The sequence below is a fragment of the Pseudomonas sp. C2.3V genome, assembly GCF_058536325.1.
This window is the reverse complement of sequence record NZ_JBZUBN010000002.1, coordinates 476234-491935: the sequence shown is the minus strand read 5'-3', so window position 1 is coordinate 491935 and position 15702 is coordinate 476234. Positions and strand designations below refer to the sequence as shown.

At 53.0% G+C, this 15702-nt stretch carries 11 protein-coding genes and 4 pseudogenes; 6 read left to right on the top strand and 9 right to left on the bottom strand.

Going from position 1 to position 15702, the window contains the following annotated elements:
- Positions 1-48: 48 nt before the first annotated feature.
- From AC4LF3_RS22035 to AC4LF3_RS22010, 6 genes and pseudogenes are all read right to left on the bottom strand, one after another.
- Positions 49-1530, bottom strand: a pseudogene (locus AC4LF3_RS22035) (MCP four helix bundle domain-containing protein); the annotation flags it as partial.
- A gap of 32 nt (positions 1531-1562) precedes the next feature.
- Complete coding sequence (locus AC4LF3_RS22030; RefSeq protein WP_150346246.1) at positions 1563-3743, bottom strand: chemotaxis protein CheA; 2181 nt, start codon at positions 3741-3743, stop codon at positions 1563-1565.
- Positions 3744-3752: 9 nt separating this feature from the next.
- Positions 3753-4070: an STAS domain-containing protein gene (locus AC4LF3_RS22025; protein ID WP_010798855.1), complete on the bottom strand. Its 318-nt coding sequence runs from the start codon at positions 4068-4070 to the stop codon at positions 3753-3755.
- Between the two features lie 21 nt (positions 4071-4091).
- Positions 4092-4466 (bottom strand): response regulator, encoded by a 375-nt coding sequence (locus AC4LF3_RS22020; protein WP_019366686.1) that lies wholly within the window; start codon positions 4464-4466, stop codon positions 4092-4094.
- 24 nt (positions 4467-4490) lie between these two features.
- Positions 4491-5288, bottom strand: coding sequence for a methyl-accepting chemotaxis protein (locus AC4LF3_RS22015; protein WP_491836856.1), 798 nt, complete (start codon positions 5286-5288; stop codon positions 4491-4493).
- A 513-nt stretch (positions 5289-5801) separates the two neighbouring features.
- Entirely contained in the window at positions 5802-6269 is a 468-nt protein-coding gene (locus AC4LF3_RS22010) for a low affinity iron permease family protein (RefSeq protein WP_491836743.1), read from the bottom strand.
- Positions 6270-6441: 172 nt separating this feature from the next.
- On the opposite strand from AC4LF3_RS22010, the gene AC4LF3_RS22005 reads away from it, so the two are divergent.
- The 3 genes from AC4LF3_RS22005 (at position 6442) to AC4LF3_RS21995 (ending at position 7991) form a co-directional block, all read left to right on the top strand.
- The gene (locus AC4LF3_RS22005) at positions 6442-6963 is read left to right on the top strand and encodes a hypothetical protein (RefSeq protein WP_019366683.1); all 522 of its coding nucleotides are present in this window, start codon (positions 6442-6444) and stop codon (positions 6961-6963) included.
- 9 nt (positions 6964-6972) lie between these two features.
- Positions 6973-7419, top strand: coding sequence for a DUF421 domain-containing protein (locus tag AC4LF3_RS22000; protein ID WP_197873443.1), 447 nt, complete (start codon positions 6973-6975; stop codon positions 7417-7419).
- Positions 7420-7559: 140 nt separating this feature from the next.
- A complete protein-coding gene (locus tag AC4LF3_RS21995; protein ID WP_010798861.1) occupies positions 7560-7991 on the top strand; it encodes a DUF3597 domain-containing protein in 432 nt (143 codons plus the stop codon).
- 138 nt (positions 7992-8129) lie between these two features.
- Here the strand turns inward: AC4LF3_RS21995 and AC4LF3_RS21990 are convergent.
- Positions 8130-8306 (bottom strand): annotated as a pseudogene (locus AC4LF3_RS21990) (zinc ribbon domain-containing protein); the annotation flags it as partial.
- 27 nt (positions 8307-8333) lie between these two features.
- Here AC4LF3_RS21990 and tnpA point away from each other — a divergent pair.
- A pseudogene (gene tnpA, locus AC4LF3_RS21985) lies at positions 8334-8620 on the top strand (IS200/IS605 family transposase); the annotation flags it as partial.
- A 514-nt stretch (positions 8621-9134) separates the two neighbouring features.
- A complete protein-coding gene (locus tag AC4LF3_RS21980; RefSeq protein ID WP_475258087.1) occupies positions 9135-10814 on the top strand; it encodes a diguanylate cyclase in 1680 nt (559 codons plus the stop codon).
- A gap of 320 nt (positions 10815-11134) precedes the next feature.
- Here AC4LF3_RS21980 and AC4LF3_RS21975 read toward each other — a convergent pair whose 3' ends face one another.
- Positions 11135-12649: a sensor domain-containing diguanylate cyclase gene (locus AC4LF3_RS21975; protein ID WP_491836742.1), complete on the bottom strand. Its 1515-nt coding sequence runs from the start codon at positions 12647-12649 to the stop codon at positions 11135-11137.
- Between the two features lie 219 nt (positions 12650-12868).
- On the opposite strand from AC4LF3_RS21975, the gene AC4LF3_RS21970 reads away from it, so the two are divergent.
- Entirely contained in the window at positions 12869-13720 is an 852-nt protein-coding gene (locus AC4LF3_RS21970; protein WP_312799861.1) for an MHYT domain-containing protein, read from the top strand.
- 204 nt (positions 13721-13924) lie between these two features.
- Here the strand turns inward: AC4LF3_RS21970 and AC4LF3_RS21965 are convergent.
- A pseudogene (locus tag AC4LF3_RS21965) lies at positions 13925-15277 on the bottom strand (glycoside hydrolase family 5 protein); the annotation flags it as partial.
- Between the last annotated feature and the right edge of the window lie 425 nt (positions 15278-15702).

The window sequence follows — 15702 nt, the reverse complement described above, 5'->3', positions numbered from 1 at the left end:
AACGGTGCTGTTAATGGATTGCTTAAGTTCCAAGAGCTGACCCTGGTAATTACCTTGTACCGTGCGGCTGAGGTCACCCTGGGCAAGGCCGGCCATAACGCTCATGGCCTCATTAACGGGGCTGACAATCGCATCGAGCGTCCCGTTGATGCCTTCGACGATACGGCGGAAATCACCCTTATGCTGACCAGCATCGGCGCGGGTCGCCAACTGGCCTGCCATGGCTGCACTGCTGAGCGCGCTGGCATCATCTACCAGCCGCTGGATATTGGCCCGTATCTGCTCGATATTGTCGTTGATTATTGCCTTTTTACCTGGGAAGCGCTCCAGCGGTGCAGAAAGATCACCTTCGCCAAAAGCCTGTACACAAGCCATGGCCTTGCGTTGCACCTCAAGGTGGCCATCGACCATGGTGTTGATGCCTTCCGCCAGCGCCTGATAAGAGCCGCTAAAACGGGCTGCTTCGATGAAGACGTCGATGTCACCTTTGTCATGAGCACGGGACATGCGCTGCATTTCATTGACCAGCTGCATGATGTTTGCACGTACCTGCTCGATGTTATCGTTGATCACCGCCTTCTTGCCGGGGAAGCGCTCAAGAGAGGCGTCCAGATTGCCCTCGCCAAAGGCTTTTACGCATGCCATGGCTTTCTGCTGGACTTCGAGATGGCTGGACACCATGGTGTTTACGCCTTGTGCCATGGTGCGGTAGCTGCCCTCGAAGCGGTCAGCGGGAATGAAAACATCTATTTCCCCTTTGTCGTGCTCCTTGGACATGTGATTCATCTCGTTGAGCAGATTGCGCAACGTACCTACCATGCGACTCATGGCCGCCATGAGGCTAGTTGTATCGCTTGCCTTGACTACAATGTCATCCGGCAGATCGCCCTTAGCCACGCGATTGGCTACGGCTACGACTTTTTGCAGGCTGCGGATGATGACGAAACCAATAAAGCCGATAGCAAGCAGAGTCACCAGGGCGATAACAATGGATGTAATTGTTGCATTGGTCTTAATGCTGGCTGCCAGCTGAGCACTTTGTTCACCCAGGCGCTGATTGAACTCACGATGAGTACCCAAGGCTTCGGCCAGCTTGGTGAAAACCGGACGGTTAGCCATCAGTATTTCCCTGGCTTGATCCAGTTGTCCCTGCTGGGACAGCAGAAGCAATTTATCCTGAAGGGCGAACAGGGCACCGATGGCTTCACGGTCCTGCTCCAGCAAGCGACGATCCTCATCGTTGGCTAGGAAATTTTCATAGTCTTTCAGAGCGTTTTGGACCTTATTCTGCAGGTCATGGACTTCTTGAGCCAGCTGCCCTTTCTCAAGGGCATCGTTGCTCTGTAAGTGAAGGAACATAGCTCTTACAGACTTATTGGTAGGATCGTTGACCGCTGCGATAGCCAATAAGCTCGGCACTGCGTTCTCGTTGCCGAAGTTTGCTGCCTCGAATACTCGGCTGATCTGGTACTGCGCAGCGCCGGCCAGGACCAGGATGCCTAGTAATGCAGAGACTACCAGCAGCACCATTTTTTTCGTTTCGTTCATGATAGCTGTCTCAATCAGGAATTGATGGTCATGGCGGCGCTGGAAGCGGCCTGCCTTTGTGTAATTGTGCCGATCATTCCCGGCACACTGAGGATCAACGCCACGGCACCACTACCCAATATGGTGAAGCCGCCCAAGGCGCGGTTGTTATCGAAAATCTTGCCGAGTGGCTTGATAACGGTCTGAAACTCACCCATGAGTTGATCTACGACCAAGCCGGCACGATTACCTGCGTAGTTCACGACAACCACGTTTTCACGGCGTGGCGGTTCATCTTCAACGGCAAACAATTCACGTAGTCGGATGAAGGGCAGGGCATCGCCCCGTAAATCGATGTAATCGCTCGTACTTTGTCTGGCTGCAGAGGATTGGTCGCTGGTCAGCTCAATGCATTCCTCAACCATGTCCAGTGGAACCACATAGGTGGCTTTGCCAACGCCAATCAGGAAGCCATCAATAATGGCCAGTGTCAGGGGCAAGCGGATGCTAATCGTAGTGCCTATGCCTTCAACGCTGTCCAGATCCACTGTGCCACGTAGAGCCGTGATATTTTTCTTTACCACGTCCATCCCAACGCCACGACCGGACAGGTTGCTGACTTGCTCGGCGGTAGAAAAACCAGGCTCGAAAATCAGGTTGAAGATTTCCTTGTCGGTCAGGCTCTGGTTGTCGCTGACGAGTCCGCGCTCTATGGCTTTGCGTAGGATGCGATCTTTATTGAGACCACCACCGTCGTCCGATACCTCGATGACAATGCTGCTGGACTCGTGATACGCATTCAGGCGCACCGTACCCTGGGCAGGCTTGCCACGCTCGAGGCGAACAGGGGCCGGCTCAATACCATGATCCATGGAGTTGCGAATAAGGTGGGTCAGCGGATCGCCGATCTTCTCGACTACAGTCTTGTCCAGTTCGGTTTCACCACCGCTGATTTCCAGAACGATGTCCTTACCCAGCTCTTTGGACACATCACGCACGACGCGCTGGAAGCGGTTAAATGTCGTGCCGATTTGTACCATTCGCAGGGTCAAGGCTGAATCACGTACCTCTTCCACCAAGCGCGACAGTACGCCAGTAGACTCTACCAGTTGGGCAACGCCACTTTGCTGAGCGGCTAGTTGGGTACCGGCCCCTGCAATAATCAGCTCACCGATCAGGTTAATAAGCTGATCAAGCTTGTTGGCATCCACTCGAATCAGGTTACCTTCAGCTGTCCGGTTGTCCTTGACCTGCTTTTGCTTCTGCAGCGCAGCGGTCACGACTTGTGGTTGGACATTCTTCTCATTGATCAGTACCTGACCAATAGGCGCTGCTTCTGCTTCTGGCTCTGACTGTTTTTGAAGTGCTTTTTCCAGCTCCGATTGTGTCAACGCACCGCAACGTACCAGCATTTCACCCAGGCGCAGATCTTCTTCCGGTAGCTCGTTGATCAACTGGATATAATCGGCCGTCTTGCTGTTCGGTGGAAAGATACGAATTTGACTGTCTTCACGGACAAATTCGAAGGCACCTTCAATCGTTTCCTTATCGGCATCCGTTGCAAACGCCACTTCAAAACCCAGATAGCTGGTTTCCGGGTCCATTTCGTCAGCCGTAGGAACATGTTCAGTTAGCGTGACGATATGAGTGATCTGCCCGAAGGTATTGAGGTACCGTAAAAACGCTAAGGGATCCATGCCATTGCGTAACACATCGGGACCAAAGCGCAGTGACAGATGCCAATGCTCGCCAGGCTTGTCACTGATCTCACGGGCCACGGGCGCAGCCGCTTCCACAATCGAGGTCGGTACGGCATTGCCAGACAGATACTGGCTCAAGGTCTCGACCAGGGCTGTACCCTGCTTGTGCAGTGCCGGCTCCAATTCATCCAGCGAGCCGCCAGCTTCTACATGCGTAATAAGAGCGTTGAGCTGATCACATACCTGCAGGAATAGGGCGGCCAACGCATCGTTGAAGGCAAGCTCGCCACTGCGAATGCGATCCAGAACGCTTTCTGCCACATGGGTAAAACTGACGATACCGTCCAGCCCGAACAGGCCTGCTGAACCCTTGATTGTATGGGCAGCACGGAAAATCGCATTGATCAGGTCTGGATCATGCGGGTTCTGCTCGATCTGCAACAGAGCATCTTCCATCTGCTGGAGAAGCTCTTGGCTTTCGGCAATAAAAATCTTTAACACGTCATCGATATTCACGGCGTGGCCTCAAGCGAGATGCGGCTGAATAAGAAGAGGGTCGCCAAAAAAGCTGACTAGCCCGCTTAGCTCAAGCAACTCCACAACCGCAGGGCTGTGATTGCACAGGCTAAGCGAGCAGCCACGCCTGGCTGCTTCCTGTTTTGCAAGGATGAGCAGCTGCAGGCCAGCCGAATCGAATTCATCTACTCCTGCCAGATCAAATTCGACCTGTGCGCTGGCCTTGAGCGGATCGAGCACCTTGGCCTTGCTCTCAGCTGCTGTATAAATAGTCAACGGGCCATCCAGGGCCACACGGTGATGCAGTTCAATAGCGGCTTCGGTCATGGTGACGATCTCGTAGCAGGGTTACGGCAGAATCAGTTTGGAAACAGCCGCCAGCATCTGAGCGGGCTGGAAAGGCTTGACCATCCAGGCTTTGGCGCCTGCGGCCTGACCGGCTGATTTCTTGTCGGCGCCCGACTCGGTGGTCAGCATGATGACCGGCGTGAACTTGTAGGCCGGCAGCTTCTTGGCTGCTGTAACAAACGCAATGCCGTCCATATTGGGCATGTTCACGTCGCTGATAATCAGGTGGATCTTGCGGCCGTCTAACTTGCCCAATGCGTCCTTGCCATCACAGCCCTCGATCACGTCGTAGCCGGCGCCCTTGAGTGTCATGCCGACGACTTGGCGGATCGAAATGGAGTCATCAACGATAAGAACGGTTTTTTTCGTGCTCATAATGGTCTCGAACAGAAGTGTGGCTTAGAAGAAGGTGATATCGGACGAAGCGGCCGAGGCCGGCGTTTTGCCATGATGGACAGCCAGCTGCTCCGCTGTGGTATACGTCCTGGCCAGCTCATCAAGCCAGGCTTTGGTGTCGATCGGCTTCAACGCCTCGCCCTGCGCGGCCTGAGTACGCCGGTCAAGCAGGCGCTGCTCCAGCTTGTTCAAATCATTGCGGATATGGCTCAGCATCTGGCTGACGCGATCCTGGAATTGCAGGGCTACCAGGACGTCCGAGATTTCAGCGCCCACGGCTTCACTTTGCTCGCGCAAGGTGTTGCTCTGCTGCACCAGATGACTGGCGTTGGCATTGAACTGGGTGATGACGTTTTCGATGACGTTTCCGGAGTTCGCCAGGGTTTCAGCATCCTGACGGGCGTACTGCTCGGACGCCTCCAGGGTGCGGCGAATGGCGGCATTAACGGTATCCACCGTTTCGCTGATCTTTTGTCCGGTGTTGCCTGACAAAGTCGACAAGCTGCGAACTTCATCGGCGACTACCGCAAATCCACGGCCTGCCTCGCCTGCACGTGCAGCTTCGATAGCCGCGTTCAAGGCCAACAGGTTCGTCTGCTTGGCAACATCGGCAACATCCTTGGCCATGGCCTGAAGCTGGCCGGTAAATTCATGTAGTTGCGTGATTTCACGCTGGAGCACTGCCTTGCTTGACAAGGCTTCACGCAGGCCGGTAATGATGCCGTTGAGTTCGTTCTGGCTGGAGGACAGGAGCGCAACAAGCGCCTGAGCACTGCCATCATGGGACCCTTCGACTGACATTTGAATACGGCCTGCCAGCTCAGCAAAGCGATGAGTCAGTTGAGTAACGGCTTCTTCCGTGTGACTACGCGCTGTTTCGATCTGCTGTGCCCACACCGGGAGCACTTCAATACAGATCCCGTCCACAGCACCTTCTTGGGCCTTTTTGCCGGTCATGCCGCGTGCCTCGCTTTGTGAGGCAGAAAGTGCTTTCAGCACCTGCTGCTGGCGCGCCTGGCCCCAGACAGCCAAAAGCCCGGCTGCAACCAGTAGCGCAGCTGCCAGCACCCAGCTCAACGAGGAAGCGTTTCCTGCCCAGACAATTCCGGCTCCGCCAGCTACGCCACACAGCGCAAGCGGAATCCAGACAGTACCTGTCGTTGAGGCGTGGTTGGAAGCTCCAGAAATGGAATGATCGAGAGAAACATCAGAGGAAGGCATCAAGCACCACCATTAAGTCGATTGCGCAGAGAACCGCATTGGAGGGGTTATCGTTTTCTACGCTTGAAACTTAATGGCGGTTATAGGATTTATTTACATGTCAATGATCAGATGATGCTTTAGTGCCATTACTGAGGTTGGATTTTTATAAATGTGATTGGTGTCACGTTGTTTAGGCCTGCTCAGTCTTTTCTTCGGCCTCCGGGTCCCGACGCTTGAGCGCACTGGTCTCTTTCCTATTCCCTTATACTTCTTGTGCAGCGCTTTGCGTTCATTGACGTCGAGATTTTCTAAGTGGAGCAGGCGATCCTGTGCGCCTTGGGTAACGCGCAAGAATTCGTCGAGCTTGATGTGCAGGGCAACGTTGTCATGGTTCTGTGTGTTCTGGATCAGAAACACCATGAGAAACGTAATGATGGTCATGGAGGTGTTGATGATCAGCTGCCACGTATCGTTGTAATGAAAGACAGCCCAGAGAATGATGCCTGTGACAGCCAGCTGAAACGTGCGGGCCTGGCCTGCCCAATTTGAGAGTTTTGCCGAAAGTTCATTGAATGTCATGGTGCACCCTTAAGGTATTACCTGATGTTGCAGACGTAATGCTTAAGGGCTTGGTTTCTGGCCGCCGTATGCGGTGTGCTGCGATAGGGGGATGAGGCGAGGCACGGCGTGTACGCGCAGAACTAATGAGTGTCCCGGCTTTCAACCGTAACAACAGGTCAGGGACGTAAATATGTCAACGCCAGACGATAAGAACGAATTTTCCAGCCGCCAGTATCCGATCCAAGAAGACCTTTGCGTACAGAAACGGATCTGGATGATCGAGCGTATAGGCTGGTACATGCTGTGCGCCATTGTCATCCTGACGTTGCTTGGTCTGTTTTCCAAGGGTCCACTAAGTCATACCGAAATCCAGAGTCCTGATGGCGAACTGATCATTGTCTACGAGCGCTTTGCACGTAATGGTGCATCCATGCCGGTCACCATCAAGGCCAAGGCTGGAGCAGATGGAAAAGCGACCATCCTGCTCGACGGCAGTTTGTTGGACTCATTCAGTGTCGACAGCCTGCAACCCGAGCCAGTCGAATCCCGCAGCTACGGTTCAGGGATGCGCCTTACCTACCTGGCTGATGATCGAGGCTGGGTCCAGACGCACCTGAGTCTTCGGGCACAGGGGGTTGGTCTGTCTCGCAGTGTCGTTTCAACGCTGACTTCAGGGCCCGCCCTGCAACTGACGCAATTCATTTATCCGTAAGGAGCAATCATGGACGCGGTATTACGCGCTGCGGCGGTTTATCTGGTGGTCTTTATTATCTTCAAGATTGCCGGGCGGCGTACCCTGGCTGAAATCACAACGTTTGATTTTGTGCTACTTCTGATTATTGGCGAGGCGACCCAACAGGCGTTGCTGGGCGATGATTTTTCCGTAACCAACGCAGCGCTCATCATCGTGACCCTGGTAGTCATCGATATCGGGTTATCGCTGGTCAAGGAGCGGTCCCCCAAGCTTGCGCGGTTCATAGACGGGATGCCCATGATCATTGTGGAGAATGGACAGGTGCTCAAGGCGAGACTGAACAAGGTACGTCTGGCCGAGGAGGACCTTCTGGAGGCGGCCCGTACCACGCATGGGCTTGAGCGAATGGATCAGATCAAATATGCGATTCTGGAGAAAAATGGTGCCATCTCCATTATTCCGAAGGAGAAGTAACACCAACAGGAATGAAGATGTTGGGTCTGGTCTCAAACTAATGGCATTTATTTCAAACTAATTCCTCGACACAGCGGTCGGAAGATAGGCAAGCCCTGCACAAGCAGGTCACCGTCTCGATTGATAGATGAGGAGTTTATATGAGTCTATTTGGCAATATCCTGTCCAAGCTTGGTATTGGTAAAGAAGCACACGCTGCCGAACCTACCGCGCAGCAGCCGGGCAGCACTGATGCAGCGGCAGGTACGCCCGCTGGTACGTCATCCTCGTCCACGGATACAGCTACCGGAGCCGCACCACAGGCTATCAGTCAGGTGGATGTGGCTGCCAAGCTCGACGGGCTGGCAGCCAACCATGCCGAAAAGCTCAACTGGAAAACGTCCATCGTCGATCTGCTCAAGCTGCTTGACCTGGACAGCAGCCTGTCTGCTCGTCAGGAGCTCGCCAAAGAACTGAACTGCCCAGCAGACAAACTGCAGGACTCCGCGCAGATGAACATGTGGCTGCACAAAGCTGTACTGCAAAAGCTGGCTGAGAACGGCGGCAACGTACCCGCAGATCTACTGGACTAAGCATCACTAGCGAAGCCTTACTGATGAGCGCAGGCAGGTAATGCAGTGATGCTGGGAGTAACCGAACCCAGAAGTATCTAGCCTGCGCTCACTACAGGTACGTAATTGCTCATGCCTGCCATTTACATCCTCCCCAGCCTAAAGGACGGGGATTCCCACAGATGGACGCTCATGCCCGAGCGCAAGAATGTTTCTAGCCGCGTTAGTATCGCGATCGTGAGCGACACCGCACTCACAGCAGGTCCATTCTTTTATACGCAACCCATTGACGCCCTGCGGTCCTACTAAGGAGCCGCAAGCTGAACAGACGCGGGTGGTGTACGCTTCTTGTCAGAAGGAATTTTCCGTAGTGTCAGCGCGGACTTTGAATCTGAACTCATTGAGCTCAATGGCGGGCCTGACCATGTGCATTTGCTATGCACTATCCGTCGAAGGTAGCGCTCTCGCGACTCGTGAATAGCCTCAAGGGCGTCTCCAGCAGGCGACTGCGGCTGATGTACCCGGAACTCGTGGTGGCTGCGTATTTAAATAACGCCCTATGGAGCCCAAGCTATTTCGCGGGCAACGTGGGCGCGGCGTCGATATCGAACATACGCCAGTACATCGAGCAGCAGCACAGGTCGCATTAGGGCCGCTTCGCGTCCCGCGCTATGCTTCCCACACTAAAAGTACGGAGCATGTTGCGCTTTTTGGTCATTGTTTCACCATCGTTAGGCCAGTGTTCATGCAGGACGATGGTCATATCACGCAGTACTTGCCCATTACTTATCAAAGCCAGCGAGAGGTCTAGGGCGTCACCTAAAGCCAGAGCCAGATACTCTGCTGCTTGTCTGTATAAGGTAACGACCCACCTTATTATTGACCTTCAAGAATCTGTATGACCGTCTGTCTGCCACTAGGCTTAAAGGCTGCCGCCAAGCTCAGGTTTTTGAAGGGTTGGTCGATGCTTATGACAATGAACAGACCTGTGATTATGGAGCGAGCTATTTTTATTTCCCTTAGGCCTGCTCTCATAGTTTCTTGGTGAGCGCCTACTCACAAGCTGGCGCTTACCAGAGCAGTACGTTTCTATGGCCCTCTCGTTCCTTTAGGTACGGCTGACTTTGGCTCCGCTCAACCGGATTTGGTAGCAAGGTTAATGTAATGGCGTTCAGAAAGGCTCGGCTCAAGCTTGCTGCCGGCAGCGCTTCAATCATTATGATCCTAACCGCAGCAGTTGCCCCCCTTAGCCTGTTTTGGGTCAACGATACGCGCCAAGAGCGTAATGTTGTCCAGAAGCAAATAGAAAGTCTCCGTATTGTGCAGGAACTGGTGGTCGATGCAGAGACTGGCCAGCGTGGTTATGTCATTACCGGTAATGAGGTATTTTTACGGCCCTACTATGTTTCGCTATCCTCCCTGCCTAACGAACTCAAGAGGCTCAAGAGTGTTTACGCTGGCGACGTTCTGGATCAGACAGAAAAAGTAGATGTGCTTATTAAGCATGCTCAGCTGAAGCTCGAAGATCTGGCCAGAACCATCACCCTCAGGCATGAGCAGGGGTACGCTGCAGTAGAGGCCATTATTCGCACCGGTCACGGCAAGGATTTGATGGAAAACGTTCGTAACGTGGTAGGCGAACTCATATTTGGAGAGCAGCAGGAACTGGCAGCGCTTGATAATAAGCTTGGAGAGAAAAGTATAGCGGCAGTAGGCTTTTCTCTAGTCAGTACACTCCTGACCATGCTGCTTCTATCCTTTATGTTCAGGTCAATGCGTAACGCTATCCTTGCTCAAGAAAACTCAGCCAATGATTCTCAACTCATCAGCCGAAAGCTTGAGGAGAGCGTCAGAGAACTTAGCCAGCGTAACCTTGAAGTATCTCTCTTGGGAGAGATGTCTCGTACGCTTCAGACTGAGATGACGTTGCAAGAGGGACTGGCAATCAGCTCGCTGTATTGCTCAAAACTGCTGCCAGATACAGTAGGTGCGATCTTTCTCTACCGTAATTCAGCAGACATGTTGGAGCGAGGCGCCACATGGGGCAGCGAGGAGGTCGAGCCACGTATGATGGCTCCCCATGACTGCTGGGCTTTGCGCCGGGGACAAGTGCATTACTGCGAGGAAAATCATTCTGCATTGCACTGTAATCACTATATGGCAGAAGACCCGCGTAATCATTACTGCCTACCCTTAACCGCTTACGGTGAAGTGCTGGGCCTTTTGTATATCAGCAAGCCCATTAAGGACGGCGCCCTGGTTGATCAAGCGATGAATCTGGCTGAAGCCATCAGCGAGCAGACAGCGCTGGCACTAACCAATGCGAAGCTGAGACAGGTAATGCGTGACCAGTCCGTCAAGGATGCTCTGACCGGCCTCTACAACCGACGCTTCATGGAGGAAAGTCTGGCTCGTGAACTGGCCCGTTCACAACGTAATGGATCACCTGTTAGCGTAATCATGCTTGATATCGACCATTTCAAGCAGGTAAACGATCTCCATGGGCATGCCGGAGGGGATGCAGCCCTGCGCATGACAGCCCAATTATTGAAAAAATCCTTGCGTGCCTCTGATCTAGCCTGCCGCTATGGCGGTGAAGAACTGGTCATGATTTTGCCGGATTGTACAAAGGAAAATGCCGTGGCTCGCGCTCAGCAGGTATGTGAGGCGCTGCGCCAGCTCAATACTCTAGAAGGTGGCCACTCCATTTCCGTTACAGCCTCCTTTGGTGTAGCCACTGCGCCAGAAAACAGCACAGAGCCGGTAGAGCTAATCGGTATGGCTGATAGTGCGATGTATGTGGCTAAAAGGGCTGGCCGTGACCGTGTAATAGCAGCTCAGTAGGATCCTCGCCCTGCTCGCAATCCAGGCCTGTGCTGACTTATTCAAAGACCAATTATGTTTTTTGAAACAAAGTACTCCTGGTCAATATTCGATATCAGCCATTCTTCTATATCTTGCATGCCTCTGGCTTCACGAAAGAGACTATCCATAAGGCCTGCGGCTGCACTACTTCCTGCGTCTACTGCCGCAAAACTCTAACCACTGATTAACAGGCGATAAAAGTAAATTCATATCGGCTCAGTAGGCTCGCAGATTTTCAGCCGTATCGAATCGAGGGGGAGGAAAACGAGAAATTGCTCTAACGGCTGGGCAAGAGGATGTTAGATAATATTGGGAATAGGATGGACTCTGTTTCGTCCCAGCTCCTTTGCTGTATACAGATTCATGTCAGCAAAGCCCAGCTCATAGGCCGGATTGTATTCAGAACTGTCTGGAATCACTACATGGTATCCGATACTGGCTGTGACGCGACCCAGGGGAGAGTCCATGTGCTCAATGTTTGCCGCCCTGATACCTTCCATGATGGCCGTCGCAATGCCATAAGTACCCGCTTCATCGGTATTAGGCAGCAGGATGACAAGCTCTTCACCACCATAGCGTGCGGCTAAGTCACCTGCGCGGCGAACATTCTGTTTGATGACCTGCGCTACAGCTTGAAGGCACAGATCTCCCATCTGATGGCCATAGCGGTCATTAAATCGTTTGAAATAATCTACGTCGAGCATGATAAGCCCGATCGGGTGAGCCTGACGGCGTCCTCGGTTCAGCTCAACCGGCAGCATGACATCGAAATGGCGTCGGTTGGCTAAACCGGTCAGGCCATCTTCCATTGCCAGCCTTTCAACAGCGTCATAGGCGGCTTTAAGTTCGAGTTGATTTTCCCGGTCCAGTCGCATGTAGCGCAGCACGACCATCGCCAGGGCAAATAAAACAGCGAGCATGACCATTAGCCCGCCGGTGTAAATCACCACCTCGGTCAGCCAGGGGGCTAACACATCTTTTAAGGAAAATCCAACCTGTACCACCAGCGGATAGCGCTCAAGCGCCTGATATCCCTGGATACGCTTTACGCCGTCTACAACTGAAGTAATTCGAGTAACGCCAAAGCGTCCTTGGTGCAGGTACTTGCTGTATACCTCGCCCTTGGAGAGATTAAGCCGTATGTTATTTTCTGAATTGGGCAACCGTGAGATCACTTCACCGCTACGCAAGGCCTGGACAATGATATCCCCGGCACCCAGTCGGAAGTCAGCGTAGTAGGCGTTGAAATACTCGATATTGACGGTAACCAGCACAACGCCGGCAAAACTCTTGTCCGGGTTGTTGATTCGGCGCGAAACAGGGACTACAAGGTCGCCTGTAGATCGGCTGCGCAGGGGTGTACCAATATAAACCCCTCGGTCCCTAAAGGTCTTGTGGTAGATGAAATATTCGCGGTCACTGTTATTGATGCTGGCGGGATAGTCATCCTTATCCGTCACGATCCATTTGCCATCCTTGTCATAAACGAAAATGCCGTGCACCTGGTTCATCTGAGCCACTTGGCGTTTGAAAAAGTGCTTTAAACGCGCCACATTTTCATCCGATAGCCCTGCGCCAAAGTTATCCCACTCCAGCCTCTCGACTATGCCATAGCTGGTCAGATCAAGTTCCTCGTAAGTGTCCTGAGCGTGCTGCGCAATTGATTTCACCAGATTAGCTGCATTCACCTCAGCAGCATTTAAAGTAGCCTCATAGCTTCTAAAAAGCTGAAGTGACACAACGCTGGTAAGCCCCAGGGTAAAGCACAGGGCAAACACGATGAAGACGCGCCGAAGACGATTGGCCTGGTTCATGGAGATCATTTGTTGTGGGTACCAGTTACGCTTTTCCCAGCGGCGCAGCTTAAGGGGTGGTTCTTGTGTATCGACTACACGGGATATTCATTGACGGCTGTATTTGGCGCATGTGTTGCAGCACATGAGCGTACCGGGATATGGACCTCGGACTGCGAGCGTAATTTCAGAAACGACGCAGTCGGCCGTTAAGCTTAGGATCTGAAACCGGGTAACCCTATGCTTACTGGTAGTTATGACCCATTCCTAGTCTTGATCTCTATCATTGTGGCAGTTCTGACCTCCTACACTGCGCTCCAGCTGGCCTCTGCTGTGTTTAATACATCCGGCACTGCTGCGCGGAAATGGCTTGGTTGTGGCTCAGTAGCCATGGGGGTTGGAATCTGGGCAATGCATTTTATTGGCATGCTGGCTTTCAGCCTGCCTATCGAGCTTAGCTACCAAGCCTCGGCCACTGTGCTTTCGTTAGGGCTGGCTATTTTAGCAGCGGCTGTAGCGCTGGGAATCGTCTGCCGTCCAGCACTGGCGACTCGGCATTTTTTCTGGGGTGGTCTGGTCATGGGCGCCGGGATTGCAGCGATGCATTACACCGGCATGGCTGCAATCAATATGCATCCAGCCATCAGCTACGACCCCATATGGCTAGGCGTCTCCCTGGTCATCGCAGTACTTGCCTCAATCTCGGCGCTGTATGTAGCTTTTCATCTAAAGCGGCCTTTGGCGCATGTCTGGATGCTGCGTTTTGCCGCATCCATTTTTCTCGGCTTTGGCATAGCGGCAATGCATTACACCGGAATGGCAAGCGCACGTTTCCACATGGGAAGCTCTAGCGGGAATATAGATGGCAGTATCGATACCTACTGGCTAGGCGCACTCGTAACGCTGGCCAGCGTCTCGCTACTGGCTATGGCATTAGCTGCCGTAGTGCTCGAGCGGCATACGCGGCGCCAGAAGCTTGCAGACAGGCGAGCCGATATCAAACACTACCTTGCCACCCGGCAGGTTGCACAAGACCCCCTAAAAAGACTATCGCGTTGTCCTGAACCAAAAGAGTTACAGCCCCGGGATTGATCACGCTCATGACTGTCGTTTGATTGTTACCGCATCCACCCTAAGCATCAGGGGTATCGCGAAGACAGGATTGGATAGGGTCGTACTTGATGTAATGGAGCGGTAGTAGTATTGCTATCAGCCATAGGGTAACGCCAAAAAAAGCCGCCCCTACGGACGGCTTTTTGATTTATAGAGGCTGAAATCGTTTAGTTAGTTAGGCACGACTACCAGTGTTTTAGGATACCCAACCACCGCGCCGTTAACCGCCGCGCCCTCAAGATACACTGCCATCTTTGCACCGACCTGTGCGGAGCTGATCTTTCTGACCTGGCCATCAGCCAAGCGTACCGACGCTCCTACTTTAAAGGCCGCCTTGTTAGCATCATTGGCCGGAATCGAAAAACCAGGCTTCTTGCGATACACGCCGTTTAGCCAGTCCACGTTAGTGATGTTATTAATCTCACTCACCGTGCCTGCTGAGGCCGGTGTAGAGGCCACAGGAGTAGTCGATGCTGCAGGTGTTGTAGCAACAGCTTTCTTCGGACCAATCTCGGTGCAGCTGCTGCTGTCCATGTACTTCTTAAGGGTAGGCCACTGCGGACGCTCTACACCATTGATAGGCTCAACCGACATGAAATAGTTGCCCCAGCCCGGACCTGCCGCCCAGTAGGACGCCGGTACGCAATTCTCTTTCAGGTAGGCCAGCATATTGTCCATCAGGATGTTCCAGCGCGGGTTGTTATCCGGTACGCCGAACTCACCAATATAGCCACGCTTACCATGCTTTTTCAGCCACTCTACGAACGGCTTGACGCGATTCACGCCATACATCACGTCCAGCTTGTTGACGTCTACGTCACCATAGCTGCCACCGGCGTTCTCATCGAAATACGAGTGCGCCGAGAAAATGATGTTGTTGGACGAATCCTTCAGGTTCAGCAAGGGATCATTCCACTCCGCCCAGCGGGTAGCGCTCGACCAGCCGTTACCTTCCACAATGATCGGGCGGGTCTTGTCCACGGCGCGCACACCGTTGATACCGTATTGTGCAGCGGTTGCCCAGTAGGCCAGGGCCCCGTTGGGCTCGTTCATGATGTCGTAGGCGTACAGGGCGGGTTGATTACTCCACTGCTGGGCAATCTTGGTCATGATCTCCTGGTAGCGCGCATACGGAACGCCACTGGTACCAATCACCTGGCCGCGATAGCGTGCATAGTTATGCAGGTCCAGAATAATCTTGATGTTGTGCTTTTGCGCATAACCAAAGGTGCGGTCTATCAGGGCTACATAGGTAGGATCAAGAGGACCGCCCAGCTTGGGTTGCAGGCGCTCCCAGATAATGGGGAAGCGGAAGGTCTTGATACCCCTGGCGCTCCACTGCTGGAAGTAGGATTCCACCGGGAAGATGTAGTTGGTGCCGTTGATACCTGGCAGCACCTGAGGCGCGAATCCTGCACCGGACAGGTTCAGACTGACCAGATCGACCGGTTCGGCTTGGGCCGCTGCACTGCCAAAAGCCAGGGCAGCGATGAAGGGAAGACTTTTTAAAAGACGCTTGGAGAAACGAACGGACATACTGATATTCACCATACTGCAAGTAGTCAGGTAAAGGCGTCTTCTATCCGTATCCGTGAGGCCAGAACTTGAAAAATAAGTGTTTCAGTCGTGTGGGTTACGACTGAAGCGCTTCCGGGCATGCAGTACCTAATACAACTAGTGTGCCAAGACATGCTCAAGTGAGGCGTCGCAAACTCATTATTTTTTGGGTTCGCTAAGTATTTGCCTGCTAAAGAGTTTTCAATATCTATCGGCTAGCTATTCTTTGTGGCAGCGTGGCGCACCAAAGAAAAAGAGCTGGCTGGCTGGTCAGTCAAATAATTGAGGCCATATATTTGACATTTTCCTCGCCGGCCTATACCTGACGCCTGAAAACCGTCTTATGAATTGATCAGTAACTCCTGCCGGTTAGCAGTGGTCCAACCTGCAGACAAGAGGTTTTT

Bases quoted from the DNA above. Each gene is read 5' to 3' on its own strand.
- AC4LF3_RS22025 (WP_010798855.1), bottom strand. From the start codon at position 4,070: ATGACCGAAGCCGCTATTGAACTGCATCACCGTGTGGCCCTGGATGGC.
- AC4LF3_RS22020 (WP_019366686.1), bottom strand. From the start codon at position 4,466: ATGAGCACGAAAAAAACCGTTCTTATCGTTGATGACTCCATTTCGATC.
- AC4LF3_RS22015 (WP_491836856.1), bottom strand. From the start codon at position 5,288: ATGTCAGTCGAAGGGTCCCATGATGGCAGTGCTCAGGCGCTTGTTGCG.
- AC4LF3_RS22010 (WP_491836743.1), bottom strand. From the start codon at position 6,269: ATGACATTCAATGAACTTTCGGCAAAACTCTCAAATTGGGCAGGCCAG.
- AC4LF3_RS22005 (WP_019366683.1), top strand. From the start codon at position 6,442: ATGTCAACGCCAGACGATAAGAACGAATTTTCCAGCCGCCAGTATCCG.
- AC4LF3_RS22000 (WP_197873443.1), top strand. From the start codon at position 6,973: ATGGACGCGGTATTACGCGCTGCGGCGGTTTATCTGGTGGTCTTTATT.
- AC4LF3_RS21995 (WP_010798861.1), top strand. From the start codon at position 7,560: ATGAGTCTATTTGGCAATATCCTGTCCAAGCTTGGTATTGGTAAAGAA.
- AC4LF3_RS21980 (WP_475258087.1), top strand. From the start codon at position 9,135: ATGGCGTTCAGAAAGGCTCGGCTCAAGCTTGCTGCCGGCAGCGCTTCA.
- AC4LF3_RS21975 (WP_491836742.1), bottom strand. From the start codon at position 12,649: ATGAACCAGGCCAATCGTCTTCGGCGCGTCTTCATCGTGTTTGCCCTG.
- AC4LF3_RS21970 (WP_312799861.1), top strand. From the start codon at position 12,869: ATGCTTACTGGTAGTTATGACCCATTCCTAGTCTTGATCTCTATCATT.